This window comes from Psychrobacter sp. (genome assembly GCF_030457785.1).
Classification (GTDB): domain Bacteria; phylum Pseudomonadota; class Gammaproteobacteria; order Pseudomonadales; family Moraxellaceae; genus Psychrobacter.
Map to the genome: position 1 here is coordinate 1 of NZ_JAKDUI010000047.1, position 13723 is coordinate 13723.

A 13723-nucleotide genomic window follows, 5' to 3' on the forward strand; every position below is an offset into this window, starting at 1 on the left:
TTTATGTCAATTATGGCTACGTCTGATGCCAGCATACTTTTTAGAACACCACCCTATATTTTTATCGGCAGACCCAGAGCGTATGCAATGCCTCAGCATAGCTCAGATAAAAGCCGTTAGTGCCCGACAAAAAACTTTAAGCATGCCTCACTAGCAAACATGAGAAGCTAACAGGCATAAAAAAACCTTTCCTCAGGGAATCCCAGCTATAACAATGCGATACAGAAACTGTTAAACAAAACTTTTATAATATCCCTTGGAGCTGTGCCAAATACCAAGAGATGTCGATGATAGCCGATAATGATGATAAACCACCAAAACCTGCATTTTTTAGCCGATTAATAAGTCTATTAATCAGGGCTGCCGTGTTGTTGATGCTATTGTTTGTGTTGGATAAGCTTCTCCCGAGCATCAGTCAACAAACACAGTCATTCGTCGTCGCCAAATGGCAACAACTCAGCTTATTACAGCAAGATCTGCCAACAGAAAATAGCCTTCCCTCACCACTGCCAGGACAAAACCTAACCGATACTTGGGGTGCTGCCCGTAGCCAAGGTCGCACACATGAGGGCATCGATATATTTGCTGAGCGAGGCACGCCCGTACAGTCCACGACTCAAGGTATCGTCCGAAAGGTGGGAGAAAATACATTAGGTGGCCGCGTGGTAGTGGTTGTCGGACCTGGCGGCGCTGGACATTATTATGCCCACTTGGAAGATTATGCCGATATCACTCCCAATGACTGGGTCAATGTGGGTGATGTCATCGGCTATGTCGGCGATAGTGGCAATGCCAAGGGCACACCACCTCATGTGCACTATGGCATTTATATCAATGGCAGTGCGGTCAACCCTTATCCACTTTTACAAAAAAACTGACTGTACTGAGCGGCTATGGGCTGTAGATGGAAATATCAGGTCTACTATCAACTTATGGCGGTAGAACGAATATAACTGGGTGGAAACACTGCGCTAAATATCGACCCTTTTCCTTCTACCGACTCAATTTGTAATTCGGCTTCATGCTGGTATAGCACATGTTTGACGATAGCAAGCCCCAATCCTGTCCCACCAGTAGAACGACTACGACCCTTATCGATACGGTAAAACCGCTCAGTCAGGCGTGCGATGTGCTTCGGGGCAATACCAATGCCATCGTCTTCGACAGCAAAGCGGCAGCCTTTTGCTGTTTTACTCCAGTTGATAGTGATATTACCACCTTTTGGCGTATATTTAATCGCATTAATCACTAGATTCGACAAGGCACTCGTCAAGTACATTTCTGAACCATATAGCCCATCGTAAGTATCTATCTCCAAGTGTATATTGTGCCCATACTCCTGATTGTATGCCTGCGCATCATCATAGATGTGAGTGAGAAGTCTGGTCACATCAATATAGTTCAGCTCATGCGCCTCTTCGATTTCAATACGAGAAAGCAGCAATAAATCACTGACCACCCTATTCATGCGCGTGGTCTGCTGGGTCATCAACTCAAACCCACGCTTCCAATGCGGCGGCATGTCTGGCTGGTCTGAAAAATTCTCAAGGTAACCCATCATCACGGTCAGTGGTGTACGTAGCTCATGCGAAACATTGGCCACAAAATCTCGACGCATCTTTTCTAAATGCTGCAAACGTGTCACATCGTAAATAATCAGTAGCTTTTCATCACCGAAGGGGGTCAGCTCACATTTCAGATTACGTTTAGGCGCGCGCCATGACTCTATATAGACGCCATCGTTAGGTATCGTTGTTTCTTCATAGTATTGACGAAATTCACGAGCACTAATAAAGTCAAAAATACTATTACTTTTATCTGAAGGTTTTAGGCACAATAAGTCCTCGGCAGACTTATTCCACCACTCCAAACCACCATGCTCGTTAAGCAATACCACTGCATCTCGCAATGCCCGTAATGCGCTTCTTATTTTTTTGAGCTGATCGTCTGAGGTTTGCTGAAAGACTGGTTCTGAATTAACTTGTTGAATATCCTGACTTGGCATCATCTTGCCCATTCCTTGTTATTACCACCCATTTTCGCTATGTGCCGTTAGACTGCGATTGCTGTGGCGTTTTGTATAGTGAGCTAAACTGGTTCAATAAAGCTAGAAAGTCGATAGCCTGTACCACGCACTGTTTGGATCAACTTATCACAATCATGCGGACGTAATAGTTTGCGTAGACGCTTGATATGTACGTCGATGGTTCTATCTTCGATATAGACATTGCCACCCCATACCTGATCAAGCAACTGCGTCCGTGTATAAGCACGCTCTGGATGACTCATAAAGAACGCTAATAACCGATACTCTGTCGGACCGACATCGATCATCTGACCATCCGCCATTACACGTTGGCTTTGAGGGTCGAGACTCAGTTTGCCTACTTCGATAGTCTTGTTGGCATTTAGCGCATTACTACGACGTAAGACTGCTTTGATTCTCGATACCAACTCGCGTGTAGAAAAAGGCTTGGTCATATAGTCATCAGCCCCAGTATCAAGACCATGAACCTTATTGTTTTCATCGCTTCTGGCTGTCAACATGATGACTGGTATCTCAGAGAGCAAATCATCATTTTTTAGCATACGACAAAAATCAACGCCGTTTTTATCGCCAGGCAACATCCAGTCTAATAAGATCAGTGCGGGTCGATGATCAACTACTTGTTGATGCGCCTCTGAAACATCAGTGGCGTGCAACGTCTCAAACCCAGCCATTTCTAGAGTCATCTCGACCATTTCACGAATCGCAGGCTCATCTTCAACAATCAAAATTTGCTCATTATACATATAACACTCTCGATGATAAGTGACAAAACCGGCATAAAAATAAACAGTGTGACAACCACTCACCGGCGTCTGTCTATTAAACGGAGTAACTATGACAGTTTGATGACATTTGCTGTTAAAATCACACCATTGCTTAACATATACCTACTTAATCCACTTCTAGCAAGAAGTTCAGTGGACCATCATTAGCACTCTCAACTTGCATGTCAGCGCCGAACTGTCCAGTTTCAACGTCAGCGTATTGGGTTTTGGCGTACTCTATCAATTGCGCAAACAAGGCTTGAGCTGCGTCAGGTGCCATCGCGCCACCGAAGTCAGGGCGACGGCCCTTATCCGTTTTGGCCATCAAGGTAAATTGTGACACCAGTAACACACCACCCTCGATTTGCTGTACGTTTTTATCCAGTTTACCGCGCTTAGCAGGATCGTCATCATTCACAAATATACGATAAGTCAGGATTTTATCGATCATACGCTTTGCACTTTGTAGCGTATCATCCGGTCCTAAGCCAATATAGGCGAGTACACCCTGCTCTATACGCCCAACACAGTGCCCATCGACGGTGACACTGGCATAATTCACCCTTTGTATAAGTGCTTTCATTTATAGGTTTCCTTACAGATTATGGTCATACAATTCTACGCTGTCCGTGGTAAAATACGGTCGTGAAATTGCCTATGAATGATTACACCACACCTTATTTTGGTAGCTTGATTATGAATGTATTCACCACGTTACAGCAGCTCGTCCCACAGCAGCAGCTAAGCAAAGTCGCTGGACGATTAGCAGCCAGCCGCCACCCTTATGTCAAACGTGCCTTTATCCGTAGCTTTGCCAAAGCCTACGATATCAGCTTGGACGATTACGAGCGCCAAAGCTTCAACGCTTACGAGAGCTTTAATGACTTCTTTACTCGTGAGCTAAAGCAAGAAGCACGCCCCATCGATGCTACTGCAGATGGTATTATCAGTCCTGCTGACGGTGTTATCTCACAGCTTGGTCAAATCAACGACCACAAGCTACTTCAAGCCAAAGGGCGACATTACGACGTCGGACAGTTGCTCGCAGATAGCGAAGATGGTCATTATTTTGCCGATGGCAGCTTTGCCACAGTATATCTAGCGCCAAGTAATTATCATCGCGTCCATATGCCATTCTCTGGCACCTTGACCAAAACTCGCTACGTACCAGGCACGCTATTTTCTGTCAACAATACCACAGCAGCGAACGTTCCTGATTTATTTGCTCGTAATGAGCGTTTGGTTTGTTTGTTCGATACGCCCTATGGTAAGGCCGCGGTAGTAATGGTTGGCGCCATGATCGTCGCAGGTATAGAAACAGTGGCCACTGGTAAAATTGCACGCACCCCTGATATTCAGGAAGTAACTCACGACATGATCTTGGAAAAAGGCGATGAGCTGGGTCGCTTTTATTTGGGTTCAACAGCGATTGTCGTACTACCAAAAGCAGCACAAGCCAACTGGCAGGATGACATGCAAGCCAATAGTACAGTACAAATGGGCCAGCTATTGGGTATGAGCAATACCAAATAAACCCTATTCATCAAACATCGAGAAGCAAAAATAAAAAATCAAGAGCCCAGTTAAACGCAAATTGTGTGTTTATCTGGGTTTTTTAATGTGTGCTATCTAGAACATGCCCTAGTATTATCTAGTCTCTCAGTCGTCAATCAACCATCCTTGCTTGGTTGCATATTCGATATTTTTTGCCAACCAATCGTGAATACTCGGAAAGCTGTCTTTGATAAAATCATGCGCGCCACTGACTTGCGAACGCGTCACACCGAGCTCAATCCATGTCTTGCCCTCAGTATTTAGGTTGAGCAAGAATGGCAGCAAACGATCAACCACTTTCAACAGCTGAGTTTCTTTACTGCTGCCTGTCTCCTGTTCTTCCCAGATTTCACCTAAATCTGAAATGCCATTGCCACGCTCTGCTTGCAGTCTAGCAATACCCTCGCGCTCTTCTACGTGGGCTGTGCTGCGGCTACTTGCGTATAAAAAGGTATCGCCAGCATCAACCTCACCCAAATCATGCACCAAAGCCATTTTTAATAACTTCTCATGATTGATATCCAATTCAAATTGCTCAACGATCGACCAGCACGCCATCGCCAAGTGCCATGAGTGCTCGGCTGAGTTTTCTTTGCGAGTGGTTTGCGTCACGTAACTGCGACGATTGACACGTTTTAATGCATCTAACTCCAATAAAAAATGCGTAACATCATCAATATCTACCTGTGAAGACAGTGCTGGGTCGGACGAGGACATTTTATTCCTAAGTATTAAGTGAGTTAATGATATATTTCGATCAAGGGCGTATGAGGACGTATGAAGCCATAGTGGGGTCACGACACAGCAATCATGAACTTAGCACTCACAAACCCTCTTTATTTTTCACAAAAACCGTGAGACCGCTGACCATCTCTATTGCGAATGAGCGGCACAGACATGACAAATAGGCTACGCACGATTTTAAACTCTAAAAAGCAGTTGTGCAGCAGACTCCGCTATTTAATCAAATTGCTAATGGTTTTAAACGCTGGGTCTTTGCTGCTGCGGCACAGCTCAAATAAGATAGATTCGACCGTACTAATCACCCCGCCTGCACGACGGATACGACGAATGGCCTGTTTTTTGTCGTAAGGGAAACGCGAGCCGACTGCATCACCGATGATGACTGGCTGCATGCCATTGTCGAGCAAATCGAGTGCCGTCTGCATCACACACACGTGGGCCTCAACACCGAATAAAAGAACGACACTGCGATTTTGCTGAGCAAGATAGTTCCATGAGTCGTCATTATCGCACGCGCTAAAAGTGACTTTTTCGAAACTATCAGCGTTGTCACCTTCTAATACGTCGCGTATCTCAGGCAAGGTATCACCCAAGCCTTTTTTATATTGCTCATTGAGCATGATAGGTACGCCCAAAGCCTGCAACCCCTTGATGAGGGTAACGGTTTTATTAACGATATTTTCATGGTCATAGATAGACGGGGTAAGGCGTTCTTGTACATCGATAATCATTGCCTGAGTATTTTCACGGGCGATTCGATAAGTACGATCGGTAAATATAGTAGACATAGCACACTCCTTGTACCGCAAATATGTAAAATTAGACGTGGTTTAGTTTTTTTCATCTATACCAAACTCAAAAAAATGTAATCAGCCCTGTCAAAATCGCTTAGTCTACGATGCGTAGTACTTGCGCTCTCTTTCATTGCTACTCTACTTTTTGTGAATGGTATTATTTTTTCTACAACCCTTATTTAGTCACAGTTTACTGAGTGCGTCAATGTAGATATCTTTTCGTTATCAATAATACAAAAAAGGCCCCACAATAAATGTAAGGCCTTTCGTTTTCGATTCCATTTTCGGTGACATTGTTTTAGATTATTCAAACCTAGGTTTGCCGTCCAACCATGTATCAAATGGCAGTCTTATCTAAATACCATACCACCATCAGTCAAGATGGTTTGCCCAGTAATATAATCAGAGTCTTCCGAAGCCAAGAACGATACTAAGTTTGCGACATCGTTGGGCTGTTGTGGACGACCAGCCAAAATACCGCTCGTGAACTCGTTCCACGCTTGCTTGGGCTCATAACCTTTGTGTTCAACGAACGCTTGATCGATTCGCTCCCACATTGGCGTATCAGCCACCCCTGGGCAATAAGCATTGACACGGATATCGTACGGCGCCAACTCTTTAGCAGTTGCATAAGTAAACGCACGTACAGCGAACTTACTCGCGCAATAGAGGCTCAACATCTCATAACCTTCATGACCGGCAATACTACAAGCATTGATGATTTTGCCAACACCTTCTTGAGTCTTCATTTGTTCTGCAGCAGCTTGCGTACCGAAGATAACCCCTTTCACATTGATATCGAGTACCCGATCAACCTCAGATTCTTCGATTTCTAAAAAAGGAGACACAGATTCGACACCCGCGTTATTCACAAAGACGTCTAGGCGGCCAAACTTATCTACCGCATGTTTGGCCACATTAAACTGGTCATCACGTTTTAACACATTACCTACTACAGCGCTGACGTCAAAACCAGCGTCCGCTAGCTCCTTCTCTGCCTTTTTAAGGTTCTCTTCATTAATATCATGTAGCACAACTTTGAAACCGTCATTCGCTAACCGTGTCGCAATTGCATTTCCCAAACCAACTGCTGAGCCCGTGACTACCGCAACTTTTACAGATGTTGCCTCGGTTGTTTGAGCATTCTGATTGTCTGACATAATCGACCTCGTATTATTATCGTTAGTTGACCTAAGAAAAATAGCTAGTCTGTGTTATCACTATTTAGGTATATAGTGCACTCGGTCAGATTATCACAAACAAACACCCAAGGCTAAGCGCTAAAGACTCTTTTAAAAAAATCTAAAGGCTCAGGCAGCGAATAATGAGATATTAACCGTTTTACACACGCTCAATAACGGTGGCAATACCTTGACCCAGACCGATACACATGGTCGCAAGTCCGATTTCAGTATCCGACTGCTCCATCGCATTCAGTAGTGTCACAGTGATACGTGCGCCTGAACAGCCAAGTGGATGACCGAGTGCAATCGCGCCACCGTTGATATTGACGATGTCTTGCTTATCCGTCAAATTCAAGGCTTTAAGTACCGATAATCCTTGTGCGGCAAATGCTTCGTTTAGCTCGATGGTTTGCATGTCATCGATGCTCATGCCAGCTCGTTTGAGCGCTTTGTTTGTAGCTGGAACAGGACCATAACCCATGATCGCTGCGTCACAGCCAGCGACTGCCATGCTGCGGATGCGGGCACGAGGTTTGAGCCCTAAATCCTTGGCTTTTTGGGCGCTCATGACCAGCATTGCTGACGCACCGTCAGATAATGCAGATGAAGTAGCAGCAGTCACTGTACCGCCCTTCGGATCAAAGGCTGGGCGTAGCTTTTGCATCTGCTCGATGGTTGCGTCAGGACGAATCACCTCATCGACGGTACATAACTGCAAGCGACCGTCAGCATCATGACCTTCGATACCAACGATTTCATTGTCGAAACGACCTTCTGTAGTCGCAGCCCATGCACGGCGATGCGACTCAAGACCAAAGGCGTCCTGCTCTTCACGAGTAATGTTGTTCATACGACCAAGCATCTCAGCAGTCAAGCCCATCATATTTGAGGCCTTTGCATAGTGCTTTGAGGCAGCTGGGTTCAGATCGATACCATGCATCATGCCGACATGACCCATATGCTCAACACCGCCGATGATGAAAGTGTCGCCTTGATTGGTCATGATCTGTGCCGCCGCTGTATGCAAGGCTTGCATAGAGGAGCCGCATAAACGGTTGACGGTTTGACCACCAGCAGTCTTTGGAATTCCAGCCAATAAACCGATATTACGACCGATGTTCATACCTTGTTCGAGGGTCTGATTGACACAACCCCAGATGATATCTTCTACATCTTTTGAATCGAAATCATTACGTTCAACTAAGGCACGAACGAGCTCGGCTGAAATAGTATCAGCGCGCACATGGCGAAACATACCATTTTTGGTTTTTCCCATCGCTGAGCGTACGCCATCTACGATGACCACATCTTTTGGACTTAAAATTGTCATACTATCTTCCTTTTCAGTTTTTATTGTCAGTGTCGTCGATCCAGTTTGGCTCTATATCTGGCAGTTTTTGCAAATATGATAGGTCTTTATACACCTAGGTCTTCATACACTTAGTATGGCCTTACCGCCTTCATCCAGATCGACTCAAATTGTACGTTTGCTATTATCTCTAGCAGTTTCACCACTGCTGTCTTATTAGTTAGCAAACGTACTACACTTATCCTAATACGATATGTTCGTTATGCTGTTGCGTAAAAAGTCTCACCTGCAGCTGCCATATCACGAATCTTTTGTGGCGCTTCATAGGCTTTGCCAAGGTGTGCATACTTTTCACAAAGTGCCAAATAGTTGTCTAACCCCATTTGGTCGATGTAACGGCAAGGACCACCACGGAATGCAGGGAAACCAACGCCCATAATCATCGCCATATCAGCCTCAGATGGCGTGCTGACGATGTTGTCTTCTAGGCAACGTACGGTCTCATTGCAGAAGGCAACCATAGTACGATCGATGATTGCTTGATCCTCAAATTCTTGCTTATCACTGTCTGTGGTTGTTTTTAGCAGCTCATATGTAGCGTCATCAGCGACTTTCTTTGGCTTACCGCGTTTGTCAGTCTCATATTTATAGAAGCCAACGCCGTTTTTCTGACCCAGACGCTCATTTTCGTATAAATGTTTGATTGCGCCTTTATAGTCAGGCTTCATACGATCAGGGAAACCGTCCGCCATGACTTCTGCGCCATGTACACCTGTATCCAGACCGACAACGTCGATAAGATAAGCAGGACCCATCGGCCAACCAAATTTTTCCATGACTTTATCGACATGAACAAAATCAGCCCCTTGTTTCAGCAGCAGATCGAATGCGCCGAAGTATGGGAACAACACACGGTTTACCAAGAAGCCTGGGCAGTCATTGACCACAACGGGTACCTTGCCCATTTTGGAGGCCAGTGCCACCGTCGTCGCAATTGCTTCTTCAGAAGATTTCTCACCGCGGATGACCTCTACAAGCGGCATACGATGTACTGGGTTAAAGAAGTGCATACCGACGAAGTTTTCTGGGCGTTCTAGCGCCTCAGCCAGATAGGTAATAGAGATGGTAGAAGTGTTAGATGCCAAGATGCAGTCGTCTTTGACCAGACCTTCGACTTCTTTTAGTACCGAACGTTTGACGTTTGGATTTTCAACTACTGCTTCGATAACGATATCTGTCTCAGAAAACTCACTGTAGCTTAGTGTTGGACGGATACGACTTAATGTTTCACCCATTTTGGCAGGGGTCATTTTTTTGCGGTCGACCATTTTGCCCAGTAATTTACTGGCTTCGCCCATGCCCAAATCCAACTGCTCAGACTTGATGTCTTTCATGATGATTGGCAAGCCTTTACTGGCTGCCTGATAGGCAATGCCGCCGCCCATGATGCCAGCACCCAATACGGCTGCTTCGTTGATTTCGTGTGCTATTTTGCCGTGCTGTTTCGCCAGTTTCTTAACCAATTGATCGCTTAAGAACAGACCTACTAAACTTTCTGCTTGCGGGGTTTTAGCAGCTTTGGCAAAGCAAGTCGCTTCGACTTCGATTGCTTTATCACGTGCTAGATTTGCATGCTTTTCGAGCGCCTCGATAGCGAGTGCTGGTGCTGGATACTGCTTAGGATTGGCTTTGGCAAAGATCATACCTTTTGCACTATTGAACGCCATGGCTTGCTCAAGCTGATTTAGCTTAACGGGTACCAACTTCTCTTCACGTTTTGCTTGCCAATCAAGCTCGCCTGAAATACATTTTTTCACTAAGTCGATTGCCGCATCTTGCAAGTCATCAGCAGGCACTGTCGCGTCAACCAAGCCAAGCTCAAGCGCAGCAAGTGGTTTTTTTGGTGTACCAGTCGCGATAAGCTCAAGCGCATTATCGATGCCGATGATTCGAGTACTACGAACGGTACCACCAAAACCTGGAATGATACCCAGTTTAGTTTCTGGTAGACCGATAATAGCCTTGTCGCTCATCACTCGGTATTCACAAACCAAAGTCATTTCACAACCGCCGCCCATCGCAGCGCCATTGATCGCCGCAACTTTTGGGAACGGCAAGTCTTCAAAGCGATTAAAGGTATCATTGACACGGATACCCCATTCTTTAATCTCTTCTTCTGATTTTTGGAATGATGCCACAAATTCTGTAATATCGGCTCCAGCGATGAACACACCTTTGGCTGAAGTGACAATTAGACCTTTTACATTGTCGGCTTTTTCTAGTGCACTGACCGCTTCACCAAACTGTTTGTTGGTTTCGGCATCGAACTTGTTCACACTTTCATTTTCGGCGTTGTATTGCATGTTGGCGATGCCGTCTTCTAGCATTGTCACCGTGATGCGATTTCCTTGGTATACCATTTGAAACTCCTTTCTATATAACGAAAGCTACGTTTTGAATTAAAATAAATAGCCAATTGTTGTTAGTAAAATGGGAAAACACCCTGTACCAAACATGTCGTCAACAACACATCGCAGGTACACAAGTGCATAGTTCTTTATTATCCAGCGCTCATCATGATGTACTTTCTTTTCCACTACTTGTACAACACCACGCGGCGCTTTATTTATATATTTCCATTACAGATACTGCTATTGCAAGTATTGCTATTAAAGGTGTTACGATTACAAGCACTACCATTAAAGCCACTACTATTTTGAATACTGCCTAAGATCGTACCAGCATCTGACCATAACGATTGGGTAGTCTGAGTCAAACCTTATCACCATCTTCATCAGAAAACCCGCACGCCGATTAGTGCCAATTAGTGTAGGGGATTATGCCCCTCACTGTCACAAGCTAATACCATACTCGCAAGTCACACTTAAATTACTTACAACCCTTTACCTTACGACCAACGTGGCTTGTACCAGTAGCTGGTGGTTTACTAGATTGCTTTTTTATTATCAAAGCACATCCAATCATTAACTTAAATCATTAATACGTAACGATGCTTGTCGCATTATTTCTACCGAGGCTATGTGTCTTTTTCGAATGTTTTTTTACCAAGCATGGTTCCCAGTGCATGTGACCGTCTGCTGTGCAAAATATGTCCCAAAAACATGCTCTAGATGACACTTGCTGCATAGGAGTATTATCTATCATGCTACACTAACGATATCTTATTTTGTCCTTGATAAATGGTTGGATTATGACGGCTTCTCCCACTCCCAGCATCACTCCACTTAACTTTATGTTTTTTAACGACACTGAGCAATTCCATCGTATCGTGCGCACACAACTGGCTCAAGATATCGAGGTATTGTTTCAATATGCCCAGCTCCCAACGCCATTGATTGATGCTTGCCGTTATGTGATGACAGGCAAAGGCAAATTGGTTCGGCCACTACTGGTCGCCAGTGCCTTTGCGAGTGTCAACGACCATCGTCGTCAAAATACCGATAGCGGGATTGATAACTACAGCAAAACGAGTGAGGAGCCAAGCAACAATAGCGCCTTACAGTCTCTGCTAGGTCATGACTCAAATTACGATATGGCGCGGCGGGCGGCGTTGGCAGTAGAGCTCTTGCACACTTACTCCTTGGTGCATGACGACCTGCCCTGCATGGACGATGACGAGCTGCGGCGTGGACAACCCACTGCTCATATTGTCTTTGAAGAATCAACTGCATTGCTGGCCGGTGATGTGCTCCAGACGCTGGCTTTTGAAGTACTAACCGCAGAACTGCCGACCTTTGCACCATTTGACGCCGCTATTGCTAGCCAGTTATCGGCTGTTTTTACGCCACGTGCTAGACGCATGGTCTCTGGTCAGATGCTGGACCTCAATGCTGAAGCCAACACCGATATATCCCAAAGCGACTTAGAAGCCATACATCGGGACAAAACCGGTGCATTGATTGAGGCGGCCATGCTGATGGGAGGCATCTGTGCTGGCGCGAACTCAGGGCAGCGTATAGCGTTGCAAGAGTGCGCCCAAAACATTGGACTCGCCTTTCAAGTGCAAGATGATATTTTAGATGTGACGGCATCTACCGATACCTTAGGCAAACCCTCAGGCAGCGATGAAAAGTTAGACAAATCGACCTACGTCAAGTTAATGGGCGTCGATAAGGCAAACCGTTACGCCCAGTCTCTGTTTGATGACGGACGCGCAGCGATTACTCACGCGCTTGGTAATAGTACAAACAGTGATGCATTGCTGGCATTGATTGACTGGCTCTGGTCGCGCAAAAAATAAACCTCAGTGAGTGATCAAATGGACACGACCTCTACCCCGCGGATTTATCTGGGCACTGGTGGCTACAGTGATACCGATTTACTCGGCACGCTGTACCCCACGGGCACAAAAAAAACCGACTTCTTACGTGAGTACGCCAAGCAATACGGCGCGGTTGAGATTAACAGCACTTTTTATGCGCCTATCGGGCACAAAGCCTTTGCTGGTATGGTCAATAAAGCCTATGTACAGGCGGAAAGCCAGCTAAAATTTGCCGTCAAATTACATCAAGATTTCACTCATGCCCGCAAAGGAACAAGCGATCACGCACAAGCGTTTTTGAGTGCCTTATCGCCGCTTATCGAGGCAGATGCTTTAGCGCCTTTATTGCTTCAGTTTCCACATGGCTTTGATCGTACTCGTGAGCATAGACTGTACCTGGCCAATCTCGTTAGCTGGTTTGAAGGTTATCCACTTGCCATTGAGTTCCGTCATAACGGCTGGCACACGCCGCAAGTGGTCGATAGCTTCATACAGCAAGGCCTGATTTGGTGTAGCGTCGATTATCCCAAAGTTGGCGGATTGCCACCGTCACGATTGATGTTTACCGAGCGTACCGGCTATTTGCGCATGCATGGCAATAACACGGGCTGGTGGGATGCGATGAGCGCAGCAGAGCGCCATGATTATCGTTATAGTGAGGCGGAGATGCAGGACTGGGCGCAAGCGATTGCCAATCAGCGTCAGCACTTTGATACGCTCTATATCTTCTTTCAAAACACTACCAAAGCACATGCTTACTATAATATTGTGACGCTGCGAGAAGCGTTGAGTCAGTTTGGGTTTGAGGTGTTATAGACCTAACAATACAATAATATATAGTTGAAACATTAGTCTAAGGATTGAGGAAAATGCCCCATTTACATGATATGGAAGAATTGATAAGTAGCATCGAAGACAATCAAGTTAAAGACTACATGAAAGAAGCTATGTCTTGTTATATGGCTAATGCATATAGAGCTTGTATTGTACTAGGGTGTGTTGACAATTACCGTAAATGGATAATCGTCGCTGCTAAATAGAT

The 13723-nt window shown here is 45.4% G+C and carries 13 protein-coding genes; 5 read left to right on the forward strand and 8 right to left on the reverse strand.

All coding sequences use genetic code 11. The features are described 5' to 3' along the window. The first annotated feature begins 287 nt into the window (after nt 1-287). Complete coding sequence (locus L0J61_RS03905) at nt 288-878, forward strand: M23 family metallopeptidase (RefSeq protein WP_301465010.1); 591 nt, start codon at nt 288-290, stop codon at nt 876-878. A 47-nt stretch (nt 879-925) separates the two neighbouring features. Here the strand turns inward: L0J61_RS03905 and phoR are convergent, their stop codons facing one another. The 3 genes from phoR to dtd all read right to left on the reverse strand — a co-directional run bounded on the left by phoR (nt 926) and on the right by dtd (nt 3397). Then, nucleotides 926-2008: a phosphate regulon sensor histidine kinase PhoR gene (phoR, locus tag L0J61_RS03910; RefSeq protein ID WP_301465011.1), complete on the reverse strand. Its 1083-nt coding sequence runs from the start codon at nt 2006-2008 to the stop codon at nt 926-928. Between the two features lie 80 nt (nt 2009-2088). Continuing rightward, nucleotides 2089-2793, reverse strand: a complete 705-nt coding sequence (phoB, locus tag L0J61_RS03915; protein ID WP_301465012.1) for a phosphate regulon transcriptional regulator PhoB — start codon at nt 2791-2793, stop codon at nt 2089-2091. A gap of 148 nt (nt 2794-2941) precedes the next feature. Continuing rightward, nucleotides 2942-3397 carry a D-aminoacyl-tRNA deacylase gene (gene dtd / locus L0J61_RS03920; RefSeq protein WP_301465013.1) on the reverse strand — a complete coding sequence of 152 codons (456 nt, stop codon included), beginning with the start codon at nt 3395-3397 and terminating at the stop codon, nt 2942-2944. Between the two features lie 113 nt (nt 3398-3510). On the opposite strand from dtd, the gene asd reads away from it, so the two are divergent. After that, nucleotides 3511-4347 carry an archaetidylserine decarboxylase gene (gene asd / locus L0J61_RS03925; protein WP_301465022.1) on the forward strand — a complete coding sequence of 279 codons (837 nt, stop codon included), beginning with the start codon at nt 3511-3513 and terminating at the stop codon, nt 4345-4347. Between the two features lie 126 nt (nt 4348-4473). On the opposite strand, the gene L0J61_RS03930 is transcribed toward asd, so the two are convergent. From L0J61_RS03930 to fadB, 5 genes are all read right to left on the reverse strand, one after another. Beyond that, nucleotides 4474-5085: an HD family hydrolase gene (locus L0J61_RS03930; RefSeq protein WP_301465014.1), complete on the reverse strand. Its 612-nt coding sequence runs from the start codon at nt 5083-5085 to the stop codon at nt 4474-4476. A 239-nt stretch (nt 5086-5324) separates the two neighbouring features. After that, nucleotides 5325-5900: an isochorismatase family protein gene (locus L0J61_RS03935; protein WP_301465015.1), complete on the reverse strand. Its 576-nt coding sequence runs from the start codon at nt 5898-5900 to the stop codon at nt 5325-5327. A gap of 356 nt (nt 5901-6256) precedes the next feature. Then, the gene (locus tag L0J61_RS03940; RefSeq protein WP_301465016.1) at nt 6257-7066 is read right to left on the reverse strand and encodes an acetoin reductase; all 810 of its coding nucleotides are present in this window, start codon (nt 7064-7066) and stop codon (nt 6257-6259) included. A gap of 181 nt (nt 7067-7247) precedes the next feature. Continuing rightward, nucleotides 7248-8420, reverse strand: a complete 1173-nt coding sequence (gene fadA / locus L0J61_RS03945; RefSeq protein WP_301465017.1) for an acetyl-CoA C-acyltransferase FadA — start codon at nt 8418-8420, stop codon at nt 7248-7250. Nucleotides 8421-8659: 239 nt separating this feature from the next. Next, complete coding sequence (fadB, locus tag L0J61_RS03950) at nt 8660-10819, reverse strand: fatty acid oxidation complex subunit alpha FadB (protein ID WP_301465018.1); 2160 nt, start codon at nt 10817-10819, stop codon at nt 8660-8662. Nucleotides 10820-11610: 791 nt separating this feature from the next. Here fadB and L0J61_RS03955 point away from each other — a divergent pair. The 3 genes from L0J61_RS03955 to L0J61_RS03965 are packed head-to-tail and all read left to right on the forward strand — an operon-like array spanning nt 11611 to nt 13721. Further along, entirely contained in the window at nt 11611-12660 is a 1050-nt protein-coding gene (locus tag L0J61_RS03955) for a polyprenyl synthetase family protein (protein ID WP_301465019.1), read from the forward strand. A gap of 18 nt (nt 12661-12678) precedes the next feature. Next, entirely contained in the window at nt 12679-13497 is an 819-nt protein-coding gene (locus L0J61_RS03960; RefSeq protein ID WP_301465020.1) for a DUF72 domain-containing protein, read from the forward strand. 53 nt (nt 13498-13550) lie between these two features. Next, nucleotides 13551-13721: a hypothetical protein gene (locus L0J61_RS03965; RefSeq protein WP_301465021.1), complete on the forward strand. Its 171-nt coding sequence runs from the start codon at nt 13551-13553 to the stop codon at nt 13719-13721. Nucleotides 13722-13723: the final 2 nt, after the last annotated feature.

What these genes read in the sequence shown, in the direction of transcription:
- L0J61_RS03905 (WP_301465010.1), top strand. Translation starts at nt 288, where the DNA reads ATGATAGCCGATAATGATGATAAACCACCAAAACCTGCATTTTTTAGC.
- phoR (WP_301465011.1), bottom strand. Translation starts at nt 2,008, where the DNA reads ATGATGCCAAGTCAGGATATTCAACAAGTTAATTCAGAACCAGTCTTT.
- phoB (WP_301465012.1), bottom strand. Translation starts at nt 2,793, where the DNA reads ATGTATAATGAGCAAATTTTGATTGTTGAAGATGAGCCTGCGATTCGT.
- dtd (WP_301465013.1), bottom strand. Translation starts at nt 3,397, where the DNA reads ATGAAAGCACTTATACAAAGGGTGAATTATGCCAGTGTCACCGTCGAT.
- asd (WP_301465022.1), top strand. Translation starts at nt 3,511, where the DNA reads ATGAATGTATTCACCACGTTACAGCAGCTCGTCCCACAGCAGCAGCTA.
- L0J61_RS03930 (WP_301465014.1), bottom strand. Translation starts at nt 5,085, where the DNA reads ATGTCCTCGTCCGACCCAGCACTGTCTTCACAGGTAGATATTGATGAT.
- L0J61_RS03935 (WP_301465015.1), bottom strand. Translation starts at nt 5,900, where the DNA reads ATGTCTACTATATTTACCGATCGTACTTATCGAATCGCCCGTGAAAAT.
- L0J61_RS03940 (WP_301465016.1), bottom strand. Translation starts at nt 7,066, where the DNA reads ATGTCAGACAATCAGAATGCTCAAACAACCGAGGCAACATCTGTAAAA.
- fadA (WP_301465017.1), bottom strand. Translation starts at nt 8,420, where the DNA reads ATGACAATTTTAAGTCCAAAAGATGTGGTCATCGTAGATGGCGTACGC.
- fadB (WP_301465018.1), bottom strand. Translation starts at nt 10,819, where the DNA reads ATGGTATACCAAGGAAATCGCATCACGGTGACAATGCTAGAAGACGGC.
- L0J61_RS03955 (WP_301465019.1), top strand. Translation starts at nt 11,611, where the DNA reads ATGACGGCTTCTCCCACTCCCAGCATCACTCCACTTAACTTTATGTTT.
- L0J61_RS03960 (WP_301465020.1), top strand. Translation starts at nt 12,679, where the DNA reads ATGGACACGACCTCTACCCCGCGGATTTATCTGGGCACTGGTGGCTAC.
- L0J61_RS03965 (WP_301465021.1), top strand. Translation starts at nt 13,551, where the DNA reads ATGCCCCATTTACATGATATGGAAGAATTGATAAGTAGCATCGAAGAC.